This is a genomic window from Intrasporangium sp. (genome assembly GCF_036566125.1).
Lineage (GTDB): Bacteria > Actinomycetota > Actinomycetes > Actinomycetales > Dermatophilaceae > Intrasporangium.
This window is the reverse complement of record NZ_DATCWX010000277.1, coordinates 1-12,069: the sequence shown is the minus strand read 5'-3', so window position 1 is coordinate 12,069 and position 12,069 is coordinate 1. Positions and strand designations below refer to the sequence as shown.

The 12,069-nt window shown below is 68.3% G+C and carries 9 protein-coding genes; 2 read left to right on the top strand and 7 right to left on the bottom strand.

Annotation, left to right across the window (positions count from 1 at the left end; all coding sequences use genetic code 11):
- Both VIR15_RS16980 and VIR15_RS16975 read left to right on the top strand, forming a co-directional pair.
- Positions 1-776: LLM class flavin-dependent oxidoreductase (locus VIR15_RS16980; RefSeq protein WP_331929886.1), on the top strand; the 776-nt coding region annotated here is incomplete at its 5' end.
- A 21-nt stretch (positions 777-797) separates the two neighbouring features.
- Positions 798-1,883 carry a serine hydrolase domain-containing protein gene (locus tag VIR15_RS16975; RefSeq protein ID WP_331929884.1) on the top strand — a complete coding sequence of 362 codons (1,086 nt, stop codon included), beginning with the start codon at positions 798-800 and terminating at the stop codon, positions 1,881-1,883.
- Positions 1,884-1,887: 4 nt separating this feature from the next.
- Here VIR15_RS16975 and VIR15_RS16970 read toward each other — a convergent pair whose 3' ends face one another.
- From VIR15_RS16970 to rpoC, 7 genes are all read right to left on the bottom strand, one after another.
- Positions 1,888-2,418, bottom strand: coding sequence for a TIGR03086 family metal-binding protein (locus tag VIR15_RS16970; RefSeq protein WP_331929882.1), 531 nt, complete (start codon positions 2,416-2,418; stop codon positions 1,888-1,890).
- A gap of 189 nt (positions 2,419-2,607) precedes the next feature.
- On the bottom strand, positions 2,608-3,804 hold the full coding sequence (tuf, locus tag VIR15_RS16965) for an elongation factor Tu (protein WP_331929880.1): 1,197 nt from the start codon (positions 3,802-3,804) through the stop codon (positions 2,608-2,610).
- Between the two features lie 120 nt (positions 3,805-3,924).
- Positions 3,925-6,042 carry an elongation factor G gene (gene fusA, locus VIR15_RS16960; RefSeq protein ID WP_331929878.1) on the bottom strand — a complete coding sequence of 706 codons (2,118 nt, stop codon included), beginning with the start codon at positions 6,040-6,042 and terminating at the stop codon, positions 3,925-3,927.
- 125 nt (positions 6,043-6,167) lie between these two features.
- Complete coding sequence (gene rpsG / locus VIR15_RS16955; protein ID WP_034801547.1) at positions 6,168-6,638, bottom strand: 30S ribosomal protein S7; 471 nt, start codon at positions 6,636-6,638, stop codon at positions 6,168-6,170.
- A complete protein-coding gene (gene rpsL, locus VIR15_RS16950) occupies positions 6,638-7,012 on the bottom strand; it encodes a 30S ribosomal protein S12 (RefSeq protein WP_331929874.1) in 375 nt (124 codons plus the stop codon). Before rpsL ends, rpsG begins: the two co-directional genes overlap by 1 nt.
- A 438-nt stretch (positions 7,013-7,450) precedes the next feature.
- The gene (locus tag VIR15_RS16945; protein WP_331929872.1) at positions 7,451-7,999 is read right to left on the bottom strand and encodes a hypothetical protein; all 549 of its coding nucleotides are present in this window, start codon (positions 7,997-7,999) and stop codon (positions 7,451-7,453) included.
- A gap of 208 nt (positions 8,000-8,207) precedes the next feature.
- Positions 8,208-12,020 (bottom strand): DNA-directed RNA polymerase subunit beta', encoded by a 3,813-nt coding sequence (gene rpoC / locus VIR15_RS16940; RefSeq protein ID WP_331929888.1) that lies wholly within the window; start codon positions 12,018-12,020, stop codon positions 8,208-8,210.
- Positions 12,021-12,069: the final 49 nt, after the last annotated feature.

Genomic DNA, 12,069 nt, shown 5'->3' with positions numbered 1-12,069 from the left:
ACGACCTGCCCGGCGGGGCCGCCAGGGGTCCGTGGGAGGCCTGGACATCGTTGGCTGCCCTCGCCACCGTCCCATCTCGGGTCGAGCTCGGGCCCTTCGTCGCGTCGACGTCGTTCCACGCACCCGCCATGCTCGCGAAGATGGCGGCGACCGTGGACGCCATCTCGGGTGGGCGGCTCGTGATCGGCCTCGGCGCCGGATGGAACGAGCGCGAGTACCGGGCCTTCGGCTTCCCCTTCGGCGACCGAGTGGCGCGCTTCGAGGAGGCCTTCACCATCATCCGGCAGCTCCTCCAGGAGGGACGATCCGACTTCCGCGGCCGGTTCCACGCCGTGGAGGACTGCGTCCTCGACCCGCCCCCGGCCCGCCCGGGAGGCCCGCCGCTCATGCTCGGCTCCACGGGCCCCCGGATGATGCGGATCGGCCTGCCCCACGTCGACCTGTGGAACACGTGGTGGAGCGACTACGGCAACTCCGTCACGGGTTTCGCCGCGATGCGGGAGCGGGTCGAGGCGGCCGCGGCCGAGGCAGGTCGGCAGCCGGGTGAGGTGGGCGCAACCGCAGCGGTCCTCGTGCGGTTCGCCTCCGGACGGGGCCGGGTCATGGGCGAGGGTGACTACAACGTCCCGGTCGACCCGGTGCCCGGTGAGCCCGCCGCCATCGCGGAGCACATCGTCGCCCTGGCCGGCGCTGGGGCCGTCCACGTCCAGCTCGTGCTGGACCCGATCACGATCGACTCCATCCTGGAGGTGGGCAAGGCCGTGGCGATGCTCTGACCAGCCCGCCATGCTTGCGCCATGACGGTTCACGGGCCGGTTGTCCCCGGCTTCGAGGCAGTGCAGGACGCCTTCGCCGAGGTCGTCCGCGCGCAGAGGGGCACCGGCGCCGCGAGCGCGATCTGGCATGACGGGAGGTGGGTCGTCGACCTCTGGGGCGGCCATGCGGACGCTGACCGGACCCGACCGTGGGACCGCGACAGCATCGTCATGCCCTACTCGGTGAGCAAGCCCTTCGTCGCCCTCGCGGCGCTCACGATGGTGGACCACGCACTGCTGGAGCTCGACGCCCCGGTGCAGCGCTACTGGCCCGAGCTGCTGACCGAGGCAACGGTCCGCCAGGTCCTCTCCCATCAGGTCGGGCTCGTCGCCCTCGCCGAGCCCGCGCCGGCGTCGCTGCTGCTCGACTGGACCGGCCTGTGCGGCCGCCTGGCGGCCGAGGGGGCCCGCTGGCCCTCAGGCACGGCCATCGGGGAGTCAGCCCTCTTCTACGGCCATCTCGTGGGCGAGCTCGTCCGCCGGGTCGACGGGCGCGACGTCGGCACGTACCTCCGCGCCGAGGTCTGCGGGCCGGCGGAGCTGGACTTCACCATCGGCCTGGCGTCTGGGGAGCTCGCGCGCGTCGTCGACCTGACCGGACTCGGCGTCCTCGCGGAGCAGGTTGCGGACCCGGGTGCGCCCGACCTGCTCCGGAGAGCGCTGCTCAATCCGCCCGGAGCGATGGATGGCGACGTCGTCAACAGCGAGGCCTTCCGCCGGGCCCTGGTCCCGGCCATCAATGGCCACGGGACGGCGCGGGCGGTCGCGGGGCTCTACGCGAGTTTGCTACAGGGCCGGCTGCTCTCCCCCGCGTTGCGCGAGGAGGCCGTCCGACCGCAGGCCTCCGGAGTGGATCGGGTCATGGGCGGTGAGCCGCGGTCCTGGGGGCTCGGTTTCGCTGTCGACGCCGACGGCTTCGGCATGGGCGGCATCGGCGGGAGCGTGGGCTGGGCGAGCACCGAGGGACGCTACGCGTACGCATTCGTCACGGGCAGCATGGGGACGCACGAACGGTCGGATCTGGTCGAGAACGCCTTCCGCGCGGTCATCGGCCTGCCACCGCTCTGAGCCGTCAGGGGGCGCGGCCGGCCACGGCCGCGAGCCTCACGTAGACCGGGGCGTCGCCGGGCACCTGCACCTCCGGACCGAAGGCCGGGCCGCGATTCTCGTCGGTGAGTCCGGTTGACAGGAACGCCATGCCGCGCTCAGCGACCTCTGGGTCGAGGTCGCGGTCCTGGCCCGTCGCCCTCACGAGGTCCCACGTGTGCACGGCCACCTCCGCCGTCTGCCAGTCCGCCATGCTCGTGTCAGCGTCCTCGCCCTTGGACGTCCAGGTCGCGAGGAGCTCGTCGGCGTTGGCCCGGAAGCTCGACGCCGCTTCGCCGAGCCCGACCGGCGGGTCGGTGGACCAGTCCGGCTTGCCGCCGGAGCCCATCTCGACGAAGCGCGCGGGCGCCGCGACGAGGTGCGCGACGAGCCGCCGGACGTCCCAGTCCGGGCAGGGCGTCGGATCCCCGAGCTGGCTCTCCTGCACACCACCGATGACGGAAACGGCTTGATCGAGCGCGCGGGAAAGGACCGCAAGTGGGACGTCCGTGGGCATCGGGTACACCTCCGAGTCGTTCCCACCACCCTAGGGCACCCGTATGCGTCTCCGGGGAGCCCAGCCGCCCACGAAACCGCCCCGGCACGCAGAAGCGAGCCCAGCGGCATACGGCATCGGTGTGACGGGATGCGGGAAGGCCCGGCCCGCCGAAGCGAACCGGGCCCTCCCGATGACTCGTGCGTCAGGTCACTTGATGATCTTCGTGACGCGACCGGCGCCGACCGTGCGGCCACCCTCACGGATGGCGAACTTCAGTCCCTCCTCCATGGCGATCGGCTGGATGAGCTCGACCTTCATGTCGGTGTTGTCGCCGGGCATGACCATCTCGGTGCCCTCGGGCAGGTGGACGACACCCGTCACGTCCGTGGTCCGGAAGTAGAACTGCGGACGGTAGTTGTCGTAGAACGGCGTGTGACGGCCGCCCTCGTCCTTGGACAGGATGTAGACCTGACCCTCGAACTCGGTGTGCGGCGTGATCGAGCCGGGCTTGACGACAACCTGGCCGCGCTCGACGTCCTCGCGCTTGACACCGCGAAGGAGCAGGCCGACGTTCTCACCCGCACGACCCTCGTCGAGCAGCTTGCGGAACATCTCGACGCCGGTGACCGTGGTCTTCGTGGCCGGGCCGGGGTGGATGCCGACGATCTCGACCTCCTCGTTGACCTTGAGGATGCCGCGCTCGATACGGCCGGTGACGACCGTGCCACGACCGGTGATCGTGAAGACGTCCTCGACGGGCATGAGGAACGGCTTGTCGACGTCGCGCTCCGGCTCCGGGATGTAGGTGTCCACGGCGTCCATGAGGTCGAGGACCGTCTGGCCCCACTCCGCGTCGCCCTCGAGCGCCTTGAGCGCGGAGACCTTGATGACCGGGACGTCGTCGCCGGGGAACTCGTAGGTCGTCAGCAGCTCACGGACCTCCATCTCGACGAGCTCGAGGATCTCCTCGTCGTCGACCATGTCGGCCTTGTTGAGCGCCACCACGATGTAGGGGACGCCCACCTGGCGAGCGAGGAGGACGTGCTCCTTCGTCTGCGGCATCGGGCCGTCGGTCGCGGCGACCACGAGGATCGCACCGTCCATCTGAGCAGCGCCGGTGATCATGTTCTTGACGTAGTCAGCGTGACCCGGGCAGTCGACGTGGGCGTAGTGGCGCCCCTCCGTCTGGTACTCGATGTGCGCGATCGAGATGGTGATGCCGCGCTGGCGCTCCTCCGGAGCCTTGTCGATGTCGTCGAACGCGAACTGCGGGTTGAGGTCCGGGTACTTGTCGTGCAGGACCTTGGAGATCGCAGCCGTCAGCGTCGTCTTCCCGTGGTCGATGTGACCAATGGTGCCGATGTTGACGTGCGGCTTGGTCCGCTCGAACTTTGCCTTCGCCACTGTGGTCCTCCTCAGGACTTCATAGTGTTACGCCGTACGACCAGGGCAGGACGTGGCGCTGTTGGGTTGTGATTTCCGATTGGGATTCCTCGGGAGAGACTAGCCGGGTTGCCCCGTCAGTCACTCGCCGCGGGTCTTCTTGATGATCTCCTCGGCAACAGCCTTGGGGACCTCTGAGTAGGAGTCGAACTCCATGGAGAAGCTCGCGCGACCCTGCGTCTTGGAGCGCAGGTCGCCGACGTAGCCGAACATCTCGGACAGCGGGACGACCGCGCGGACCACCTTGGCGCCGCTGATGTCGTCCATGCCCTGGATCTGGCCACGGCGGGCGTTGATGTCGCCGATGACGTCACCCATGTAGTCCTCGGGAGTGCGGACCTCGACCGCCATCATGGGCTCGAGGAGCACCGGGTCCGCCTTCCTGACGGCCTCCTTGAGGACCATCGATCCGGCGATCTTGAAGGCCATCTCCGACGAGTCGACATCGTGGTAGCCGCCGTCGACGAGGGTCGCCTTGATCCCGACGAGCGGGTAGCCGGCGAGCACGCCATACTGCATCGCGTCCTGGATACCGGCGTCGACCGACGGGATGTACTCACGCGGGATGCGACCACCCGTGACCGCGTTGACGAACTCGTAGAGCTCGCCGCCCTCGGTGTCGGTCAGCGGCTCGAAGGTGACCTGCACCTTCGCGTACTGACCGGAGCCACCCGTCTGCTTCTTGTGGACGTAGTCGTACTTCTCGACCGGCCTGCGGATCGTCTCGCGGTAGGCGACCTGCGGCTTGCCGACGTTGGCCTCGACCTTGAACTCCCGCTTCATGCGGTCGACGAGGATGTCGAGGTGCAGCTCGCCCATGCCGGCGATGATCGTCTGGCCGGTCTCCTCGTCGAGGTGGACCTGGAAGGTCGGGTCCTCGGCGGAGAGCTTCTGGATGGCCGTGGAGAGCTTCTCCTGGTCCCCCTTGGTCTTCGGCTCGATGGCGACCTGGATGACCGGCTCCGGGAACGACATCGACTCGAGGACGATCGGGTCGTTCAGGTCGCAGAGCGTGTCGCCCGTCGTCGTGTCCTTGAGGCCGATCGCGGCGTAGATGTGGCCCGCCATCGCCTCGTCGACCGGGTTCTCCTTGTTGGCGTGCATCTGGAAGAGCTTGCCGATGCGCTCCTTCTTGCCCTTGGTCGAGTTCATCACCTGGGTGCCGGAGGAGATGTGGCCCGAGTAGACCCGGATGAAGGTCAGCGTGCCGAAGAACGGGTGCGCGGCGACCTTGAAGGCAAGCGCCGCGAACGGCTCGTCCTTCGACGGCTCCCGGGTCATCTCGACCTCCTCGTGGCCCGGCTTGTGCCCGATCATGGCGGGCACGTCCAAGGGCGAGGGCAGGTAGTCGACGACCGCGTCGAGCATCGGCTGGACGCCACGGTTCTTGAAGGCGGATCCACACAGGACCGGGTAGAGCTCCGAGCTCACCGTGAGCTTGCGAATGCCGGCCTTGAGCTCGTCGACGGTGAGCTCGTCACCGCCGAGGTACTTCTCCATGAGCTCGTCGTCGGACTCGGCAACCCGCTCGACGAGCTGGTGCCGGTACTCCTCGGCCTTGGCCTGCAGGTCCGCGGGGATGTCCTGGACCTCGTACTTGGCGCCCATCGTCACGTCACCCTTGGCGTCTCCCGGCCACACCAGGGCGCGCATCTCGAGCAGGTCGACGACGCCGATGAAGTCGCTCTCCGCGCCGATCGGCAGCTGGAGAACGAGCGGCTCCGCGCCGAGGCGGTCCTTGATCGTCTGCACGGTGAAGTAGAAATCCGCGCCGAGCTTGTCCATCTTGTTGACGAAACAGACGCGCGGCACGTCGTACTTGTCGGCCTGACGCCAGACCGTCTCGGACTGGGGCTCGACGCCCTCCTTGCCGTCGAAGACCGCAACGGCGCCGTCCAGGACGCGCAGCGAGCGCTCGACCTCGACCGTGAAGTCGACGTGGCCGGGCGTGTCGATGATGTTGATCTGGGTGCCGTCCCAGAAGGAGGTGACCGCGGCGGACGTGATCGTGATGCCGCGCTCCTTCTCCTGCTCCATCCAGTCGGTCGTCGAGGCACCGTCGTGCGTCTCGCCCATCTTCCGGTTGACGCCGGTGTAGAAGAGGATGCGCTCCGTCGTCGTCGTCTTGCCGGCGTCGATGTGCGCCATGATGCCGATGTTTCGGACCTGCTTGAGGTCCGTCAGGACGTCGAGTGCCACGTCAGTTGTCTCATCTCGTTCGTGTGGGAGAAATCTGTGGGAGCCGTGCCGGCGGGTGGGCGGCAGGGCTGGATCCCGGCGGTATGCCGCCAAGCGAGCTCAGCGGCATACGGCCGGAAGTGCTGTCACCAGCGGTAGTGCGCGAAGGCCTTGTTCGACTCGGCCATCTTGTGGGTGTCCTCGCGACGCTTCACGGCGGCGCCGAGGCCGTTGGACGCGTCGAGGATCTCGTTCATGAGGCGCTCGGTCATCGTCTTCTCGCGACGCTGCCGCGCGTAACCGACCAGCCAGCGCAGGGCCAGCGTCGTGGAACGGCCCGGCTTGACCTCGATCGGCACCTGGTAGGTCGCGCCACCGACGCGACGGGACTTGACCTCCATGGCCGGCTTGACGTTGTCGAGCGCGCGCTTCAGCGTGGCGACAGGGTCCGTGCCGGTCTTCTGGCGGCAGCCCTCGAGCGCGCCGTAGACGATGGTCTCGGCGATCGACTTCTTGCCGTCGAGGAGGATCTTGTTGACGAGCTGCGTGACGAGCGGGCTGGAGTAGACCGGGTCGACGACGAGCGGACGCTTCGGAGCGGGTCCCTTACGAGGCATCAGGCCTTCTCCCTCTTCGCGCCGTAGCGGCTGCGAGCCTGCTTGCGACCCTTGACACCCTGGGTGTCGAGCGTGCCGCGGATGATCTTGTAGCGGACGCCGGGAAGGTCCTTCACACGGCCGCCGCGGACGAGCACGATCGAGTGCTCCTGGAGGTTGTGGCCGACGCCGGGGATGTAGGCCGTGACCTCGATGCCGCTGCTGAGGCGGACACGGGCGACCTTACGAAGGGCAGAGTTCGGCTTCTTGGGGGTCGTGGTGTACACGCGGGTGCACACACCGCGACGCTGGGGCGAGCCCTTCAGCGCCGGGGTCTTGGCCTTCGCGGCCTTGTCCTGGCGGCCCTTGCGGACCAGCTGGTTGATGGTAGGCAACCTGGTTACTCCGTAACGTTGCTGTTGTCATGCCACCCCGCTGCGGGGCGACTCCTTGGTCATCCGGGTCCCGGTGACCCCGGCCACCCCCGAGGTCGGGCGTGTCGGTGGTCGATCGGTGAACCGGTGCTCCCCCCTGCACTCCCCACAACGCTTTGTGGATTGCCCGGCGGAAGGTTCGCTCTGGACCGCAGTGATGTCACACCGGCCGGGGCTGGCGGACAGGGCACCGAGGCCGTCATCGCGCATGACTGAGTACAGGCCTCAGACACAGTGTTCAAGCGTACCGGCGGGGCGCCACGCCGACCAAATCCGCACCCTTGCGCTCACCGCCACAATGCCGTATGCCGCTGGGCTCCCTGCCGCGGTTGGAGGTATTCCGCGACGACCAGTAGTCGCTCAACACCTCGAACCGATTACCTCGAACCGGAACGCGGGTCAGCCGAGGCGCCAGTCCCCCGCGTAGATGTGCAGGACCGGCAGCCCGAGGACCTCGCGCGCCTTGGAGGCCCAGTCGGTGTGGAAGGTGTCCTCGACGGCATGCGGCTCGGTGACGATGACGACCTCGCGGGCGTTCAGGCGGCGAACCTCCTCGACGAGCGTGGGCATGGGGTCGTCTCCGGTCACCTCACCGGTCACCGTCAGACCCCGCTCCTCGAACTCGCGCAGACTCTGCGCGAGCGCCGTCTGCGCATCCGCGTGCGCCCCCTCACGGTCGACCGGCTTGAGCGCATCGAGCGCCTCGCGCATCTCGAAGAGGCTGAGGTGGTTGAGGAAAGTGCTCAGCAAGTTGCGTTTCGTGTCCGCGGGCACCAGGACCCGGTAGGTCTCCGGCTCCTCGTCCCCGGCGTGCAGGCTCGCGATCCGGTCCACGTCGACGGGCTTGAGCGCCTCCTCGGTCAGGACGATGACCGCGGCTGGTGCGGCATCGGATTCGGGCTCGTGTTCGGGCTCGGAGGGGGTCTCGACCGGAGGTGCATCGCTCATGCCGCAACCCTATCGAGCGGCCCTTGCTCCCCACCCGATCGAGTGGACAACTTCTGGGATCCGGAGTCCCCAGAAGTTGTTCACTCGATCAGGTGAGGTGTTCCCAGGGCACCAACCGCCGAGGGCTTGAAACGCCGCTGGGCTGGGACTGCGCTTCCGCGCGGTCCCAGCCCAGCGGCATACGGCCTGACGGCCTCACGACGGTCGGTCAGAGCTTGTCTAGCCCCAGCGCCTCGTCGTCGAGACGGATCGCCTCGCCGGTGCCCGTGCCGAAGGTCGCGTAGTCGTACGCGTCGTAGCTCGGCAGCGAGTACATGGCGGCCTTGGCCTCCTCGGTCGGCTCCACCTTGATGTTGCGGTAGCGGGGCAGGCCCGTCCCGGCAGGGATGAGCTTTCCGAGGATGACGTTCTCCTTGAGGCCGAGCAGCGGGTCGGACCTCGCCTCCATCGCGGCCTGCGTGAGGACACGCGTGGTCTCCTGGAAGGACGCGGCCGACAGCCACGACTCGGTCGCGAGCGACGCCTTGGTGATGCCCATGAGCTCCGGACGACCCGAGGCCGGGCGCCCGCCCTCGGCGATCGTCTTGCGGTTCTCCTCCTCGAAGCGGCCGCGCTCGGCGAGCTCGCCCGGAAGCAGGTCCGCGTCGCCCGCCTCGATGATCGTCACGCGACGGAGCATCTGACGGACGATGACCTCGATGTGCTTGTCGTGGATCGACACACCCTGCTGGCGGTACACGCTCTGCACCTCGTCGACGAGGTGCTTCTGCGCGGCCCGGGGACCGAGGATGCGAAGCACCTGCTTCGGGTCGATCGCGCCCTGGAGCAGCTTGGTGCCGACCTCGACGTGGTCGCCGTCCTGGATGAGCAGGCGCGAGCGCTTGCTCACCGGGTAGGCGTGCTGGTCGGAGCCGTCGTCGGGCGTGAGCAGGATGCGGCGCGCCTTGTCGGTGTCCTCGATCTCGACGCGGCCGGTGGCCTCGGCGATGGGAGCGACACCCTTGGGCGTGCGGGCCTCGAACAGCTCGACGACACGCGGCAGACCCTGCGTGATGTCGTCGGCCGCCGCGGCACCACCGGTGTGGAAGGTGCGCATCGTCAGCTGCGTGCCCGGCTCACCGATCGACTGGGCGGCGATGATGCCGACCGCCTCGCCGATGTCGACGAGCTTGCCCGTCGCGAGCGAGCGGCCGTAGCACTTGGCACACGTGCCGACCTTCGAGTCGCAGGTGAGGACCGAGCGCACCTTGACGTGGTCGGCACCCGCCGCGTAGAGCGCGCTGATGACGACGTCACCGAGGTCGATGCCGGCCTCGGCCAGCACCGTGCCGTCGGCGTCCGTGACGTCCTCGGCCAGCGTGCGGGCGTAGACCGACGCCTCGACGACCTCCGAGAGGGTACGCGTGCCCGTCGTCTCGTTGATCTGGGCGATCGGCAGCGTCAGGCCGCGGTCGGTGCCACAGTCGTCCTCACGGATGATGACATCCTGCGACACGTCGACGAGACGACGCGTGAGGTAGCCCGAGTCGGCCGTCCGCAGCGCGGTGTCGGCCAGGCCCTTGCGGGCACCGTGCGTCGAGATGAAGAACTCGAGCACCGTGAGGCCCTCACGGAAGTTCGCCTTGATCGGCCGCGGGATGATCTCACCCTTCGGGTTGGCCATGAGGCCACGCATCCCGGCGATCTGACGGATCTGGAACCAGTTGCCACCCGCACCCGAGGACACCATCCGGTAGATGGGGTTCGTGCGCGGGAAGTTGGTCTCCATCTCCTTGGCGACCTGGTTCGACGCCTGGGTCCAGATCTCGACGAGCTCCTGACGGCGCTCGTCGTCGGTGATCAGACCGCGCTCGTACTGCGTCTGCACCTTGGCGGCCTTGGCCTCGTAGCCCTCGAGGATCTCCGTCTTGTTGCCCGGCGTCGTGACGTCGGAGATGGCGACGGTGCTGCCCGAGCGGGTGGCCCAGTGGAAGCCGGCCTCCTTCAGGGCGTCGAGGGACGCGGCGACCTGGACCTTGGAGTAGCGCTCCGCGAGGTCGTTGACGATCGACGACAGGCCCTTGCGGTCGATGGCCTTGTTGATGAACGGGTAGTCCACCGGCAGGGCGTCGTTGAACAGCGCCCGGCCGAGGGTGGTCTCGACGAGGATCGCCGGGACCAGGCCGCTCTCGTCCGGCTCGACGCCCTCGGGCAGCTCGAAGCCGGCCGGGGGCACGACGTCCGTCAGGCGCAGCTTGACCGACGAGCCGAGCTCGATCTCACCACGGTCGAAGGCCATCCGGGCCTCGGCCGGGGACGAGAAGGCACGGCCGGCACCCAGACCCCCACCGTCGACCAGCTCGGTCAGGTGGAAGATGCCGGTGATCATGTCCTGCGTGGGCATGGTCACGGGGCGACCGTCGGCCGGCTTGAGGATGTTGTTGCTCGAGAGCATCAGGATCCGTGCCTCGGCCTGGGCCTCCGCCGACAGGGGCACGTGCACGGCCATCTGGTCACCGTCGAAGTCAGCGTTGAAGGCCGAGCAGACGAGCGGGTGGATCTGGATGGCCTTGCCCTCGACGAGCTGGGGCTCGAAGGCCTGGATGCCGAGGCGGTGCAGCGTCGGCGCACGGTTGAGCAGGACCGGGTGCTCGGTGATGACCTCTTCGAGGACGTCCCACACCACGGGGCGCGCGCGCTCGACCATGCGCTTGGCCGACTTGATGTTCTGTGCGTGGTCGAGGTCGACGAGGCGCTTCATCACGAACGGCTTGAACAGCTCCAGCGCCATCTGCTTGGGCAGGCCGCACTGGTGCAGCTTGAGCTGCGGGCCGACGACGATGACCGAACGGCCGGAGTAGTCGACGCGCTTGCCGAGCAGGTTCTGGCGGAAGCGGCCCTGCTTGCCCTTGAGCATGTCGGAGAGCGACTTCAACGCCCGGTTGCCCGGGCCCGTCACCGCGCGGCCGCGGCGCCCGTTGTCGAACAGGGCGTCGACGGCCTCCTGCAGCATCCGCTTCTCGTTGTTGACGATGATCTCCGGCGCGCCGAGGTCCAGGAGCCGCTTGAGACGGTTGTTCCGGTTGATGACGCGCCGGTAGAGGTCGTTCAGGTCGCTCGTGGCGAAGCGGCCGCCGTCGAGCTGCACCATCGGGCGAAGCTCGGGCGGGATGACCGGGATCGCCTCGAGGATCATCCACTCGGGTCGGTTCTCCGAGGTGATGAACGCGTTCACGACCTTGAGGCGCTTGATCGCGCGGCTCTGCTTCTGCCCCTTCGACGTGCGGATGGTCTCGCGCAGTGACTTCACCTCGGCGGTGAGGTCGAGGTCGCGCAGGAGCTCGCGGATCGCCTCCGCGCCCATGCCGCCCTTGAAGTAGACGCCGAATCCGTACGCGGAGCCGAAGCGGTCCTTCAGCTCGCGGAAGAGCATCTCGTCGTTGACGATCATCTTCGGCTCGAGGTCGCGGAAGAGCTGCCACGTCTGCTCGAGCCGGTTGACCGCGTCGACGGACGCCTCGCGGGCGTCCTCGCGGCGCGACTCGATGTCGAGGTACATCTCGCGGACCTTGAGCGACCACTGGATGATCGCGTCGAGATCCTCCTTCTGCATGCGGCCCTCGGCCTTGAGGCAGAGGTCGTTCGCGCGGTCGCGGATCTCCTCGGCGGACTCTCCGCCGCTCAGGGTCTCGAGCAGCTCGAGCAGAAGCCCGTTCCCGAGGTCGCGGGCCTTGTCGAGATTCTTCTTGTCGACGCCCTTGACGAGCTCGGCGTCGTCGCCCTCGAGCTCCTCGCCCGCGAGCAGCGCGTCGCGCACCTTGTTCATGTGCTTGGTGACCGCGCCCTTCTTCGAGCCGGTCGCCTTGTCGGCTTCCTTGTGCAGCGGTGCGAGCGCCTCGTTGATCTGGCCGGCCGCGTTCGCGACCTGGTCGAGCTCGCGGGTGGTCAGCTGGCGGTCGTCGCGAATCGCCGAGTTGCGGACGAGCTCGCGGATCTTCTTCGAGTCCTCGGTCGTGATCTTCTGCGCGACGTCGGTGAACATCCCGCCGACGAGCTTGCGCGCCTCGTCGAGAGGCGGCAGGCCCTGCTCC

Excerpts from the sequence above, each read along its gene's own strand:
- VIR15_RS16975 (WP_331929884.1), top strand. The coding sequence starts at position 798 with ATGACGGTTCACGGGCCGGTTGTCCCCGGCTTCGAGGCAGTGCAGGAC.
- VIR15_RS16970 (WP_331929882.1), bottom strand. The coding sequence starts at position 2,418 with ATGCCCACGGACGTCCCACTTGCGGTCCTTTCCCGCGCGCTCGATCAA.
- rpsG (WP_034801547.1), bottom strand. The coding sequence starts at position 6,638 with ATGCCTCGTAAGGGACCCGCTCCGAAGCGTCCGCTCGTCGTCGACCCG.
- VIR15_RS16945 (WP_331929872.1), bottom strand. The coding sequence starts at position 7,999 with ATGAGCGATGCACCTCCGGTCGAGACCCCCTCCGAGCCCGAACACGAG.
- rpoC (WP_331929888.1), bottom strand. The coding sequence starts at position 12,020 with ATGTTCACCGACGTCGCGCAGAAGATCACGACCGAGGACTCGAAGAAG.